This window comes from Streptomyces sp. NBC_00080, from assembly GCF_045041255.1.
Classification (GTDB): domain Bacteria; phylum Actinomycetota; class Actinomycetes; order Streptomycetales; family Streptomycetaceae; genus Streptomyces; species Streptomyces coriariae.
Genome location: NZ_CP108235.1, coordinates 5,361,051 through 5,373,832, shown reverse-complemented (window position 1 = coordinate 5,373,832; position 12,782 = coordinate 5,361,051). Strand labels below are relative to the sequence as shown.

12 protein-coding genes are annotated in these 12,782 nt (G+C 73.5%); 4 read left to right on the top strand and 8 right to left on the bottom strand.

Going from position 1 to position 12,782, the window contains the following annotated elements:
* Positions 1 to 48: 48 nt before the first annotated feature.
* From OHU34_RS24145 to OHU34_RS24130, 4 genes are all read right to left on the bottom strand, one after another.
* The gene (locus tag OHU34_RS24145; protein ID WP_142264793.1) at positions 49 to 945 is read right to left on the bottom strand and encodes an RNA polymerase sigma-70 factor; all 897 of its coding nucleotides are present in this window, start codon (positions 943 to 945) and stop codon (positions 49 to 51) included.
* 105 nt (positions 946 to 1,050) lie between these two features.
* Entirely contained in the window at positions 1,051 to 2,250 is a 1,200-nt protein-coding gene (locus OHU34_RS24140; protein ID WP_142264794.1) for an NAD(P)/FAD-dependent oxidoreductase, read from the bottom strand.
* A 182-nt stretch (positions 2,251 to 2,432) separates the two neighbouring features.
* On the bottom strand, positions 2,433 to 3,131 hold the full coding sequence (locus tag OHU34_RS24135) for a response regulator transcription factor (RefSeq protein WP_142264795.1): 699 nt from the start codon (positions 3,129 to 3,131) through the stop codon (positions 2,433 to 2,435).
* On the bottom strand, positions 3,128 to 4,507 hold the full coding sequence (locus OHU34_RS24130; protein ID WP_405768258.1) for a sensor histidine kinase: 1,380 nt from the start codon (positions 4,505 to 4,507) through the stop codon (positions 3,128 to 3,130). Before OHU34_RS24130 ends, OHU34_RS24135 begins: the two co-directional genes overlap by 4 nt.
* 240 nt (positions 4,508 to 4,747) lie before the next feature.
* Here OHU34_RS24130 and OHU34_RS24125 point away from each other — a divergent pair, with 240 nt between their 5' ends.
* A complete protein-coding gene (locus OHU34_RS24125; RefSeq protein WP_230195484.1) occupies positions 4,748 to 5,434 on the top strand; it encodes an ABC transporter ATP-binding protein in 687 nt (228 codons plus the stop codon).
* Positions 5,431 to 7,824 carry an FtsX-like permease family protein gene (locus OHU34_RS24120; protein ID WP_405768256.1) on the top strand — a complete coding sequence of 798 codons (2,394 nt, stop codon included), beginning with the start codon at positions 5,431 to 5,433 and terminating at the stop codon, positions 7,822 to 7,824. Before OHU34_RS24125 ends, OHU34_RS24120 begins: the two co-directional genes overlap by 4 nt.
* Positions 7,825 to 7,830: 6 nt before the next feature.
* Here the strand turns inward: OHU34_RS24120 and OHU34_RS24115 are convergent, their stop codons facing one another.
* Both OHU34_RS24115 and OHU34_RS24110 read right to left on the bottom strand, forming a co-directional pair.
* On the bottom strand, positions 7,831 to 8,997 hold the full coding sequence (locus OHU34_RS24115) for an acyltransferase family protein (protein ID WP_405768254.1): 1,167 nt from the start codon (positions 8,995 to 8,997) through the stop codon (positions 7,831 to 7,833).
* 256 nt (positions 8,998 to 9,253) lie between these two features.
* A complete protein-coding gene (locus tag OHU34_RS24110; protein ID WP_142264800.1) occupies positions 9,254 to 9,673 on the bottom strand; it encodes a BlaI/MecI/CopY family transcriptional regulator in 420 nt (139 codons plus the stop codon).
* Between the two features lie 127 nt (positions 9,674 to 9,800).
* On the opposite strand from OHU34_RS24110, the gene OHU34_RS24105 reads away from it, so the two are divergent.
* Positions 9,801 to 10,313 (top strand): DUF4396 domain-containing protein, encoded by a 513-nt coding sequence (locus OHU34_RS24105; RefSeq protein WP_230195447.1) that lies wholly within the window; start codon positions 9,801 to 9,803, stop codon positions 10,311 to 10,313.
* Between the two features lie 48 nt (positions 10,314 to 10,361).
* Here the strand turns inward: OHU34_RS24105 and OHU34_RS24100 are convergent, their stop codons facing one another.
* A complete protein-coding gene (locus tag OHU34_RS24100) occupies positions 10,362 to 10,859 on the bottom strand; it encodes a hypothetical protein (protein WP_230195446.1) in 498 nt (165 codons plus the stop codon).
* Positions 10,860 to 11,006: 147 nt separating this feature from the next.
* Here OHU34_RS24100 and OHU34_RS24095 point away from each other — a divergent pair, with 147 nt between their 5' ends.
* On the top strand, positions 11,007 to 11,441 hold the full coding sequence (locus OHU34_RS24095) for a MarR family winged helix-turn-helix transcriptional regulator (RefSeq protein WP_142267896.1): 435 nt from the start codon (positions 11,007 to 11,009) through the stop codon (positions 11,439 to 11,441).
* Between the two features lie 80 nt (positions 11,442 to 11,521).
* Here OHU34_RS24095 and OHU34_RS24090 read toward each other — a convergent pair whose 3' ends face one another.
* Positions 11,522 to 12,727: an MFS transporter gene (locus OHU34_RS24090; protein WP_230195445.1), complete on the bottom strand. Its 1,206-nt coding sequence runs from the start codon at positions 12,725 to 12,727 to the stop codon at positions 11,522 to 11,524.
* Positions 12,728 to 12,782 lie beyond the last annotated feature (55 nt).

Sequence of the window (12,782 nt, the reverse complement as noted above, 5' to 3'; positions counted from 1 at the left end):
ACGCCATGAAAATCGGCCCGGAGCCGGCGGAGTCCGCCCCCGCGGCGGTCAGCGCCGCGTGAGGGGAGTCTCGGAGGCGACCCGGGTCAGCTTCTCGGGGTTGCGGACGTAGTAGATGTCGGTGATGCGGGCGGCCTCGACGCGGACCGCCATGACGCCGTCGTTCTCGCCGTCGAGCCGGACGAGGAGCGCCGGGTGGCCGTTGACCACGGTGAGTTCGCCGGTGAGGGCGGCATCGATCCGGACGGCGTTGCCGATGATGAAGCGGGCCACCTTGTCGGCGCCGACGACGGGCCGTCGCGCGGCCTGTTTGACGCCGCCGCCGTCGCTCAGCATGACCACCTCGGGCGCGAGCACGTCGAGCAGGCCCTGGAGGTCCCCGGTGTCGAGCGCGCGCCGGAACGACTCCAGCACCGCCCGGGTCTCGCGCGGGGAGACCACCTCGCGCGGACGCCGGGCGTCGACGTGCTTACGGGCGCGGTGCGCGATCTGGCGAACGGCCGCGGGGCTCTTGTCGACCGCGGCCGCGATCTCCTCGTAACCGACGTCGAAGGCCTCGCGCAGCACGAAGACGGCGCGCTCCGTCGGCGACAGGGTTTCGAGGACGAGCATCAGCGCCATCGACACGCTCTCGGCGAGCTCGGCGTCCTGGGCCACGTCCGAGGCGGTGAGCAGGGGCTCGGGCAGCCAGGGGCCGATGTACGCCTCCTTGCGGCGCGTCATGGTGCGCAGCCGGTTGAGCGCCTGACGGGTCGTGATCCGGACCAGGTAGGCGCGCCGGTCACGCACCTGTGCCAGGTCGACGTCGATCCAGCGCAGCCAGGTCTCCTGGAGGACGTCCTCGGCGTCCGCCGCCGATCCGAGCATCTCGTACGCGACCGTGAAGAGGAGGTTGCGGTGGGCGACGAACGTGTCGGTCGCCGGATCAACGGTTTCGTCGCCCATGGGTCGTCCCTTTCCTCTTCCTCGCGGTCGGCCCTGGCCGCCGACGGTCTGCATGCGTGCGAGTACACCGAGTTCCATTCTCCTCGTGCGGACGCGGCCGTGTCTCTAAGCCGCCCGGCCGGCGGTGTCGGGGGCTTCGGCCTGCTTCGCCCGGAGCAGTTCCGCGCGCTTGCCGTCCTTGCTCCACCAGGTGCGCACGCCGGGCTTGCGCGCCTCGTACGCCAGTTGCCAGACGGTGCTCCTGCACACGATCTCCTTGACCCTCCCGCCCAGACGGCCCCCGAGGTACACGCTGACCGCCATGTCGTTCCTGCGGGAGAACTGGAAGACGCCGGAGCGCCGTCCGAGGCTCAGGCACTGGCCCACGAACCCGACACCGATGGGCGCGGGCTGCTCGCCGGCGATGCGGCTGAGCACCGTCTCGGCGGCCTGCGGGCCGAGTTGGACCGCGGACTGGCAGCCCTGCCGGAACGGCAGGTCCGACGGTGCCGCGGAGTCCCCGGCCGCGACGATGCGCGGGTCGTCCACGCTGGTCAGGGTCTCATCGGTACGCAGACGGCCCAGGGCGTCGGTGCTCAGTCCGCTGCGCGCGGCCAGGTCCGGCACGCCGAACCCGGCGGTCCAGACGGTCACCTCGCTCGGCAGCTCGCGGCCGTCGGCGAGCCGCACGCTCGCGCGGGTCACCTCCGTCACCCGGGTGTCGGGGCCGTCGAGCACGGTCACCCCGAGCCTGGCCAGGCGCCCGGCGACCGCGCGGCGGCCCCGAGGGTGCAGATACGGGCCGAGCACGCCGCCGCAGACCAGGGTCACGGTGCGGCCCTCCTCCGCCAGTTCGGCGGCGGTCTCGATGCCGGCCGGGCCGGCGCCGACCACCGACACCGTGGCCGAGGCGGGCGCACCGGCGATGACCGGCCGCAGCCGCTCCGCCTCCTCCAGGCCGGCGAGCGGGTGGGCGTGCTCCGCCGCGCCGGGCACCCGCGGGTCGGCACTGCCGCTGCCCACCGCGTAGATCAGGTGGTCGTAGTCGACCGCGCCGCCCGAGGCCAGCTCCACACGGCGCCCGGCCGCGTCGATCCGGGTCGCGGTGTCGACCGTCAGCCGGACGCGGTCGGCCAGGATCTTCGCGTAGTCGACGACCGCGTCGTCCGACCCACCCACCAGTTGGTGCAGCCTGATCCGCTCCACGAAGGTGCGGCGGGGGTTGATCAGCGTCACGGTCACGTCGTCGCGCTGCGTCAGGCGGTTGGCCGCCATGACGCCGGCGTATCCGCCGCCGATCACGACAACATCGATGTTCTCGGCCATGTCGTCTCCTCCATATTCGGTGGTTCGGCCTCAAGACACCGCGTCGCCGACCCCTGTGACAGCGTGTGAGGCAGATCACTCCGCCGGGCCCGGAGAGGACCCTCGGAGGACCGGAGGAAGAGCCGGGGAAGGCCCGGAGAAGACCCGGGGAAGGCCCGGAGTGGTCCGGAGGAGGTCCGGAGCTAGAGGTCGCCCGCCCGGGTGCCCGCTCCCGGGGCGATCAGGCCGGTCTCGTAGGCCACGACGACGGCCTGCGCGCGGTCCCGCAGGCGGAGCTTGGCGAGGATCCGGGCCACGTGGGTCTTCACGGTGGCCTCGCTCAGCCGGAAGCGCGCGGCGAGTTCGGCGTTGCTCAGGCCGGTGCCGAGCGAGCGGAGAACCTCGAGTTCACGAGGGGTGAGCACCGTCAGATCGCGGTGCAGGGCGACGGAAGCCGCTGTCTCACGGGCGACGAAGCGTTCGACCAGGCGCCGGGTGATGGCCGGCGCGAGCAGCGCGTCACCGGTTCGGGCGAGACGGACGGCGGCGACCAGGTGCTCGGGGGTGACGTCCTTGAGGAGGAAGCCGCTCGCCCCGGCGGTGAGGGCCGCGTACACGTAGCGGTCGAGGTCGAAGGTGGTCAGCATGATCACGCGGGGCCGCTCGGGGGATTCGGTGCCGGAGAGGATCCGCCGGGTGGCCTCCAGCCCGTCGGTCCCGGGCATCCGGATGTCCATGAGGACCAGGTCGGGCCGGGTGCGGCGGACCGCGTCGACGGCCTCGTCCCCGTCGCGGGCCTCGGCGACGACGTCGATGCCGTCCGCCGCCAGGATCATGCCGAAGCCGGTGCGGACCAGCGCCTGATCGTCGGCGATCACCACGCGCGGCGGCTGTTCGGTCACGCGATCTCCTCCGCGGGTATGACGGCGCGGACCTCGAAGCCGCCCGTGGGGCGTTCGCCCGCGTGGAGGGTGCCGCCGTAGACGGCGAGGCGTTCGCGCAGGCCGATCAGTCCGCGGCCGCCGCCGAGGCCGTCCGGTGCCGCGGACGTGCCGCCGGTGTCGGACACCTCGACGCGCACGGCGCCGGGTACGTGCTCGATGACGATCCGCACCCGGCTGCCGACGGCATGCCGGACCGTGTTGGTCAGCGCCTCCTGCACCACGCGGTACGCGGCCAGGTCGGCTCCGGCGGCGAGCGGGGCCGGGGTGCCGGTGACGGTCAGCTCGACGGGCACGCCGGTCTCGCGGACCCGGTCGGTGAGGGCGGGCACCTGGGCGAGGCCCGGCTGCGGCGCCAGATCGGCCCCGACGGCCGGACCGGAGACGTCCCCGGCCCCCGCCGCGTGTCCCGCCGCGTCGTCCCCGGCACCGGCCATGGTGAGCAGGCCCATGACGTGCCGCAGTTCGGCCATCGCCGTACGACCGCCGGCCTCGACGGCCAGCAGCGCCTGGCGGGCCCGGTCGGGCGCGGTGTCCATCACCTTGCGGGCCGCGCCCGCCTGGATCACCATCACGCTCACATTGTGGGTGACGACATCGTGCAGTTCGCGCGCGATCCGAGAACGCTCGCGGTCGACGGCGAGCCGCATGGCGGCCTCGTGCTCCCCCTCCAGGTCGGTCAGCCGCTGCTTCCAGATGTGGACCGCGTTGGCTCCCAGTCCCACCCCGAGCAGCGCGAGGAACGGCACGAGGCCGGGAGCGAACGACGGGAAAGTCTCGTCGCGCAGTACGGCGAGCAGGGCGGCGGCCACCAGGCCGACGAGCGCACGCGCCCGGTACGGGCTGTACACGGCCGCGCTGTAGGCGGCGACCACACAGGACATGAACGTGTACAGGGTCGGGTCACCGCCGCGCAGATGCTGGTGGAACAGCAGGCTCGCGACGACCACCGCCCCGAACGCGGACAGCGGGAACCGGCGGCGCACCACCAGGGGCAACGCGGTCAGGGCGGCCAGCACCAGCTGCCAGGGTTCGACGGCGCCGGCGAACTGCGCCACGCCCACCCCCACGTCCGGGAACGGGCCGAACGGCGGGACGCCGGGCTCGGGCACCCGGGGCGGCACCGGCACGAGCGTCGGCGGAACCGGCCCGTCGCCGTCGCCCTGCCGGTAGGCGGCGCCCACCGTGCAGGCGGCGAGGACGAAGGCGAGGATCGCGTCGGCCGTCCACATCCACCGGGACGGGCGGGGCAGCGGGCTCCGGCGCAGCAGAGCCGCGGCCCCCGTCCGCCACCGCTCCACGATCTCCGCCCGCACAGCCCCGCCCGCCCCGCCCATGCGCACAGTGTGGCAACCCGCGTGCCCTCCCACATCCGTCCCGCTGCGGACGGCGGCGCGGGCGGCCTGCATCCGCCGCGTACATCGCAGGGATGACATGCCCGGCGGGTCATCCCGGGGCGGCAGCCGGTCTCGCCACGGCAGGCGACGACTCCGACGGGGGTCCGCCCCTAGCTTCGGACCGAACCGTCGACCGCCGAACCTGGAGGCACCGTGGCAGCGACCGCGCCCGTCATCGACATGCGGGCTGTGAGCAGGACGTACGGGGAAGGGCCGCCGGCCCTCGCCGACGTGACGCTGAGCGTGGCCGCCGGGGAGGCGCTCGCCGTCCTCGGGCCGTCCGGCAGCGGCAAGTCCACGCTGCTCAACCTGATCGCGGGACTCGACCGGCCGAGCACGGGCAGTGTCACGGTGGACGGGCTGCGGGTGGACGGGCTGAGCGAGGCCGGATCGGCGCGGTACCGGCGTACGAAGGTCGGGATGGTCTTCCAGTTCTTCAACCTGCTGGACGATCTGACGGTCACCGACAACGTGCTGCTGCCCGCCCAGTTGGCGGGAACGCCCCGGGCCGAGGCCCGCGCGCGGGCCGCCGGTCTGCTGGCGGACCTGCGCATCGACCGGCACGCGGACGCCTACCCCGGCAGGTTGTCCGGCGGGGAGCGGCAGCGCGTCGCGGTCGCCCGGGCCCTGATGAACCGTCCGGCCCTGCTGCTGGCCGACGAGCCCACCGGCGCGCTGGACACCGCCTCCGGCGCGGACGTGCGGGAACTGCTCGCCGAACTCAACGCGTCGGGGCAGACGATCGTCCTGGTCACCCACGATCTGAGCCTCGCGGCATCCTGCGCGACCCGGACCGTCGAGCTGGTCGACGGCCGTGTCGTCCGGGACACCAGGAGCGCCAAGGGCGCGGCGGCGGTGTCCCGATGAGCGCCCTCGGCCGGGTGGTGCGCGCCGGGGTCGGGCGGCGGCGGGTGCAGACCGCCGTGATGATCATGACGACGCTCATGGCCGTCACCGCGTCGTTTCTTGCCGCCGGGCTGCTCGTCGCGTCCCAGGCGCCCTTCGACCACGCCTTCGCCCAGCAGCGCGGCGCCCACCTGACCGCGCGGTTCGACGGCGCGAAGGTGACGGCGGCGGAACTCACGGCGACCGCCCACGCGAGGGGCGTGAGCGCCGCGGCCGGGCCCTTCCGGACCGTCGCGGTACGCGCGCGTACCGCCTCGTCCTCGGACATCCTCCCGGAAGGTGTCGAGCTGCCGCCGGTGACCGTCGCCGGCCGGGCGGACGCCGGGGGCGGTGTCGACCGGGTCGACCTCGTCTCCGGCACCTGGCTCACCGGGCCCGGCCAGATCGTGGTGGCCAAGGACATGCTGCCCGTCGAACCGGGCGCGCGCCTGACGTTCCCCGACGCGCCGGGCAGCCCCACGCTGACCGTGGCAGGCGTCGCCCGGTCGGTGACCGGCACCGCGGACGCCTGGGTGACCCCCGCGCGGGCCGCGTCGCTGGCCGCGCCGGGCGGCACCCCCGAGTACGAGATGCTCTACCGCCTCGCTGCCGCGGGGACGGACGCCCAGGTGTCCGCCGGCCGGGCCGCGATCACCGCGGCGGTGCCGAAGGACGCGCTGACCGGGTCGCAGTCCTATCTGACGGTCAAGCAGGAGGAGACCGCCAACGCGAAGGCGTTCGTGCCGTTCCTGGCCGCCTTCGGTGTCCTCGGGCTGCTCCTGTCGGTCCTGGTCATCGGCATCGTCGTGAGCGGCGCGGTGGGTGCCGCGACCCGGCGCATCGGCATCCTCAAGTCCCTCGGCTTCACCCCCGCGCAGGTCGTACGGGCCTACGTCGGGCAGGCGCTGGTCCCCGCGGCCGTCGGCTGCGCCCTGGGGCTGGTGGTGGGCCACCTGCTGGCCGTCCCGGTACTCGCCGAGGTCGGCGAGGCCTTCGACGGCCCGGCGGCGTCGATCCCGCCGTGGATCGATGTCGCCGTGCCCGCCACGGCCCTCGCCCTGGTCGCCTGCGCCGCTCTGGTGCCCGCCCTGCGCGCCGGACGGCTGCGCACCGTGGCGGCGATCACCACCGGACGTACGCCCGGCACCGGCCGGGGTCGCCTGGTGCGGCGGCTCACCGGGCGGCTGGCGGTGCCGCGGGCGGTCGGTCTCGGGCTGGCGGGCCCCTTCGCCCGGCCGGCGCGTTCGGCGACGATGGCTGCCGCGGTGGTCTTCGGCGCCGCCGCCGTCACCTTCGGGGTGGGGCTCGCCCTCACGCTCGGGGCCGTCCGGTCGGGCCGCATGCTGAACTCGGCCGGGTCGGTCGTCGTCGGCACCGGCGGCGGGCAGGCGCCGCCCGGCGCGCAGGCGGTCCATGTGGGCGGCGGGCCCGAAGAGCCGAAGGCCGACCCGGCCGAGATCGCCGCCGCGCTCCGCGCACAGCAGGGGACCGGCCGCTTCTACGGCACGACCCAGGCGGAGGTGAGCGCGTCCGGCATCACCGGCGCCACCACCGTGGTGGCGTACCAGGGCGACGCGTCCTGGGCCGGCCCCCCGATGGTCTCGGGCGACTGGCTGGACGGGCCGGGCCAGGCCGTGGTCACCACCCGGTTCCTGAAGGCCGCCGGAATCCGGGTCGGCGACCCGGTGACGCTGACGCGGCAGGGGCGGCAGGGGCGGCACGTCACGGTACGGATCGTCGGCGAGGCGTTCTTCACCGAGGGTGAGGGCATGGAGCTGCTGACCCCGACCTCGACCCTCACCGCGCTCGGGCTCGACGCGGCGCCGGGCCAGTACAACGTGGAGACGGAACCGGGCACGGATCTGACGCGCTACCTGACCGCGCTCGACGACACGCTCGACCCGCTCGGCGCCGTCGCCCTGGCGAACACCGACGACGAATCCAGCGTGATCGTCGCCATGGACGCGCTGATCGGGACCCTCACCCTGATGCTGGTCGTGGTCGCGGGCCTGGGCGTGCTCAACACGGTCGTCCTCGACACCCGCGACCGGGTGCACGACCTCGGTGTCCTCAAGGCCCTGGGCATGGCCCCCCGGCAGACCGTGACCATGGTCGTCACCTCGGTCGCCGGGATCGGTCTGGTGGCCGGAGCGGTGGCCGTCCCGGTCGGCGTGGCCCTGCACCACTACGTCACACCGCTCATGGGCGACGCCGTCGGCATGACCCTGCCGCCGTCGCACGTCGCCGTCTACGACGCGCCCGAGCTGGCCCTGCTCGCCCTGGGCGGGCTGGTCATCGCGGTGGCGGGCGCCCTGCTCCCGGCCGGCTGGGCCGCCGGCACGAGGACGGCCACCGCCCTGCGCACCGAGTGACCGTGCCTACGCCGCCGCGCGCCCGCCCTCGCCGCCCCGTCTGAACGCCCACTCCGCCCTCGGCTCCACCACGCGCCGGAAGACCCGCCGGACGGGGGACGTGCACAGCAGGGTCACCGTCAGGGCGGCGACGAGGGTGACGGCGAGGGCGCCGAGCGGCTGGTGGATCCAGGGGTGGTCGTACCAGTGGGCGGGGCCGGCGGCCTGCTTGACGAAGCCGTGCAGGAGATAGCCGTAGAGCGTGGCCGCGCCGAGGGCGGTGAACCAGGTGTGGCGTCCCGGCACCCAGGCCAGGAAGCAGGCCACCAGGACGAGGGAGCAGCCGAAGGTGGCCAGGGTCATCACCGGGCCGTACCAGGCGGGCGCCCCGAGCTGTACGGCGCTGTCGTTGTGGAAGAACCAGGGGTAGACGCCGCGCGGGGCCGCCCAGTACGCCACGGCCAGGGCGGCCGCGAAGACCGGCACCGCGGCGACGCGTACCGCGCGGCGGCGCACCAGCCGGAAGTGCTCCGGCTTCAGCAGCAGGCCCAGGACGAAGTAGGGCAGGAACTGGAGGACCCGCTGGAGGTCGAGGTCCTTGCCGATGGCGGGCGAGAGCGTCGCGAGCATCGCGACGGCCAGGGCGAGCGGCAGCGGCCGGCGTACGAGGCGCCAGACCGGCGCGGTCAGCCGCCAGATGAACAGGGCGGCCAGGAACCAGGTCAGGTAGAGGGGGTCCAGCAGGCTGACGTCGCGGTCCGGGGCGTCGTCGGTCCACCTCGTGACGAGGGTGTACGCCACCTCGAAGACCACGTACGGCACGGCCACGCCGGTGATCAGGCGCTTGACGCGCTGCGGGCTGCCGTCGAAGCCGCGGGAGAAGTGGCCGGAGATGACGATGAACGCCGGCATGTGGAAGGCGTACACGAGCGTGTAGAACGCGGTGACCGTGCGGCTGCCCTCGCGCAGGGGTTCCCAGGCGTGGCCCACGGCGACCAGCAGGATCGCCAGGTACTTGGCGTTGTCGAAGAAGGCGTCCCGCTTCTTCCCGGGCGCGGCCTGGGTCGGCTCGGCGGGTGTCGGCTCGGCGGGTGTCGGCTCGGCGGGTGTCGGCTCGGCCGGTGGAGGCTCGGCCGGTGTCGGCTCGGTGCCGTTCGAGGGCAGTGTGGCCTGCCCGATGCCCTCCTGGCGCAACCCGGACAGACCAGAACACCTCTCACACGACCGTGCTCCCTGCCCAGGCCCCGCCGGGGGGAAGCTCCGACACCATTACCCGGGCCCTGCTAACCGACTTTCGGCCGGATAAACCTCCCGACGCGGCCGAAGGGTCACAGGCGCGTCGCGGCGCACGGGTGCGGATGCTGTTCGGCCGGCCGCTCGACCGGCCAGGCGCTGAGGGCAGCACGTCGAGGATCACGAAGGCGCTCATGCGACGCCGGCCTTCCTCCTCTTACCCTTTGTCCCCGGCTTCGTCCCCGGCTTCGTCCCCGGCTTCGTCGCGAGGCCGGCCCAGGAGTGCGCGCAGCAGTCGTTCGTCATCGGGGCCGAGGCCGTTGACGAAACTGGCCAGCACGGCCTCGCGGTCCCGCTCGGCGTCCAGCACCCTGCGCATGCGCCGGGCGGCGAGACCGGCCTCGTCGGACGCGGGCAGCCAGGCGAACGACCGCCCGCCGCGCTCGCGGGTGACCGCGCCCTTGGCGAGCAGCCGGGTGAGGATCGTGATCACCGTCGTATAGGCGAGACCGCCACCCAGGCGTTCCTGCACCCACCCGGCGGTGGCCGGACCGTCCGCCTCCCGCAGCGCCGACAGGACCAAGGCCTCCAGCTCGCCCTGTCCGCGCCGCCGGGGACGCTGCCGGTGATCCGTCACGCCCCGTCTCCTCTCCGCCGCCGTCCGTTTCCCGGTCGGACATCGTATAGACGCCGCCCGCCACACCCGCCTCGCATCGCCCGGGTGAACCCTTGCTCTCGATACCCCTAGGGGGTATACAGAACGTATGGACCACGACCAGCACCACCCTTCGCACGGCGACCGGCACCACGATCACGCCTCCCCGGCGGCGCAGCACGGAGGCGTCTCCTGGTCCATGGCGATGAAGGCGACCCTGCACTGCCTCACCGGGTGCGCCATCGGCGAGATCCTCGGGATGGTCATCGGTACCGCCCTCGGCTGGGGCAATGTGCCGACCATGGTCGTCGCGATCGTTCTCGCGTTCCTGTTCGGCTACTCCTTCACCCTGTTCGCGGTGCGCCGGGCCGGCCTGAGCCTCAGGGCCGCGGTCAAGGTGGCGCTGGCCGCCGACACCGTGTCGATCGCCGTGATGGAACTGGTCGACAACACCGTCGTCGCCCTCACCCCGGGCGCGATGGAGGCCGAGTTGTCGGACGGGCTGTTCTGGGCGGCCCTCCTGGGCGGCTTCGTGATCGCCTTCGTGATCACCACGCCCGTGAACAAGTGGCTGATCGGCCGCGGCAAGGGCCACGCCGTCGCCCACGCCCAGCACGCCTGAGGCACCTCGCCTCCCTCGCCACTCCCCGCGCCTCTCCCCCGGCTTCGCTCACAGCCTGCCGAACGCCACCCCGCGCCAGATCCAACCCGCCGCCAGCACCGCCTCCCGCAGCGGATCCTTCATCTCCGCCGGGTCGAAGCGGTACGTCTCCTGGAGGCGCCGGCGGCCGTCGGGGCCACGCTCGACCGCCCATCGGCGGGAGACCGTGGTCACCTGGCCGTGGCCGAACTCCCGCGCCACGGCCGGCCGGGGAGGGTCGCCCACCCACGTGACCTCACGCAACTCGTCGACGCTGCGCACCTCATGGGTCCCCGGCAGCAGACGCATCCGTGTCTTGAGCGTCTGCCGCATTCGCACCTGGACGAAGTACGAGTGCCAGGAGGGCTCCCGGACCCGCCACTCCGCCACCAGATCGGCACGTTCCTCGGGCAGCGCGTTGCGTACGCGGTACGGAACCTCCGGGCCGTTGACGGCGAACAGCGCGGCCCGGACCTCCTCGGCGGAGCGCGGCACGAGACCGCTCTCCGGGTATCTGGTTCCGGTCAATCTGTCGAAGAAACCCATTCGATCAACCTAGGGGAAGGGCGGGTACGGCCGTCCGGGCCGCCCGGACATCTCGTCCGACCGAGGGTCGAACCGTCCCCACGCCCGCCGCTAGTCTTTCCCCTCATGGGGAAAACCGCAGGTGGGCAGATGGCGGTCGTGGCCGCGTTGGTGCGGTCGGCGTTCCTCGTGAACGCCGTGTACGCCGAGTCGAGCCGCGCCCACGGCATCACACCGCAGCAGGGCCAACTGCTGTGCGTGCTGATGCCGCAGCCGTACGGCATGAGCGAACTCGGCGAGATGCTCGGGCTCGCCAAGTCCAGCCTGACGGGGCTGGTGGACCGGACGGTCCAGCGCGGACTGGTCCGGCGCGAGCCGGATCCGCGGGACGGGCGGGCCGTCCGCGTCGGACTCACCGAGGAAGGCCATCGGCTGGCGCAGGGGTTCTACGACGAGACGTGCCGCCGTCTCGAGAACCTGCCCTCGGGGCTGAACACGAGCGAACGCGACCGGCTCGCAGCGCTGCTCGCCCGCGTCGTCGTCGACAACAAGGTGCCCGAGGTCTTCACCGACCCCGACGCCTGATCCCGGTCTGATCCCGGTCTGATCCCGGTCCCCCTGCCATCTCCCACGCACTCGCGCACTCACGCACCCCGACCACCCGCTCACCCGCTCACCCGACCGAAGTCGTTCGCCTCGTCCTCCGCGTCGGCTCGTCCGGCGGCGGCCTTCAATGTCAGGGTCACCGCGACCGATGTCAGCGCCATCACGGTCATCGCCGTTGCGGGTGAGGTGAGTTGGGCGACGGCTCCGGCCAGCGCCGCGCTGACGCCCTGCATCGTGAGCATGCCGGCCGAGTGCAACCCCAGTGCGTGGCCGCTGAGTTCAGACGGGGTGAGGGCCATCAGCCGCTCCTGCTGGACCAGGCTCGCGCCGAATCCGACGGAGGCGAGGGCCGCGCAGACCGCCGCGAGCGGAAGGGCGGGGCGCAGGGCGAAGAAGGCGTAGGGGGTGGCGAGCAGCAGCAGGAGGGGCGTGGCCAGGCGGGTGCGCAGGGCCGGCGGGACGAGGCGGCCCACGGTCACGTCACCGACCAGCATGCCCAGCGCGCCGCACGCGAACAACGTGCCTGCCGCGTCGGGGTCGTAGGACACGAAGAGCGCTTCGCAGCCGACGACCAGCCCGTTGGGGAGCCACAGGCCCAGATAGGTGAGGCGGCGGGACCGCGAGGACCACAGCTCGGCGTTCGTGCGCCGGGTCGCCGCGACCGAGGGACGGCCGCAGGCCCGCGGCGGGCGGACGGTCAGGCCGAGGCGGGTGATCACGGCTGCGGTCGTGTAGAGCAGGGCGGCGAGCAGCAGGACCGGACGCGGGGAGAGCACGGTCACGAGCGCGCCACCGGCGGCGAAGCCGATGATCTGCATCAGTCCGCTCAGCATGTTGAAGAGCGAACGCCCCGGCAGATAGCCGTCCTTGGTGAGGATCTCGTTCAGCAGGCCCCAGCGGACGCCTCCGCCGAGCGAGGCGATCAGTCCTTGGAGGAGCACGACCGCGAAGACACCCCACACCGGCAGTCCGGGCAGCGCCAGGACGGCCGTCGCGGCGGCGAAGGCGAGGGAGAGGCCGGTCAGCGCCGACCTCGGAGGCAGCCGGTCGGCGCCCGAGAGGAAGAAGGTCGCGCCCAGCACCTGCGCGAGCGACGGGCCGAACATGCTCACCGCCGACAGCAGCGGGGAGTCGGTGGCCCGGTAGACGAGCGTGCCGAGGGCGAGCCCGCTCACCGTCCCGGCGGCGGTCTGGGCGGCGGCGGAGAGGAAGAGGGGCGTGAACTCGGGCGTGCGGAAGAGCTGTCGGTATGTGTGGCCGGTCATGGGCGGAGTCTGCGACGGGCCGTGGAGGGGTGGTTATTGTTTCGCGGGACCGCGA

Bases quoted from the DNA above. Each gene is read 5' to 3' on its own strand.
- OHU34_RS24145 (WP_142264793.1), bottom strand. From the start codon at position 945: ATGGGCGACGAAACCGTTGATCCGGCGACCGACACGTTCGTCGCCCAC.
- OHU34_RS24140 (WP_142264794.1), bottom strand. From the start codon at position 2,250: ATGGCCGAGAACATCGATGTTGTCGTGATCGGCGGCGGATACGCCGGC.
- OHU34_RS24130 (WP_405768258.1), bottom strand. From the start codon at position 4,507: ATGGGCGGGGCGGGCGGGGCTGTGCGGGCGGAGATCGTGGAGCGGTGG.
- OHU34_RS24125 (WP_230195484.1), top strand. From the start codon at position 4,748: ATGCGGGCTGTGAGCAGGACGTACGGGGAAGGGCCGCCGGCCCTCGCC.
- OHU34_RS24120 (WP_405768256.1), top strand. From the start codon at position 5,431: ATGAGCGCCCTCGGCCGGGTGGTGCGCGCCGGGGTCGGGCGGCGGCGG.
- OHU34_RS24105 (WP_230195447.1), top strand. From the start codon at position 9,801: ATGGACCACGACCAGCACCACCCTTCGCACGGCGACCGGCACCACGAT.
- OHU34_RS24095 (WP_142267896.1), top strand. From the start codon at position 11,007: ATGGCGGTCGTGGCCGCGTTGGTGCGGTCGGCGTTCCTCGTGAACGCC.
- OHU34_RS24090 (WP_230195445.1), bottom strand. From the start codon at position 12,727: ATGACCGGCCACACATACCGACAGCTCTTCCGCACGCCCGAGTTCACG.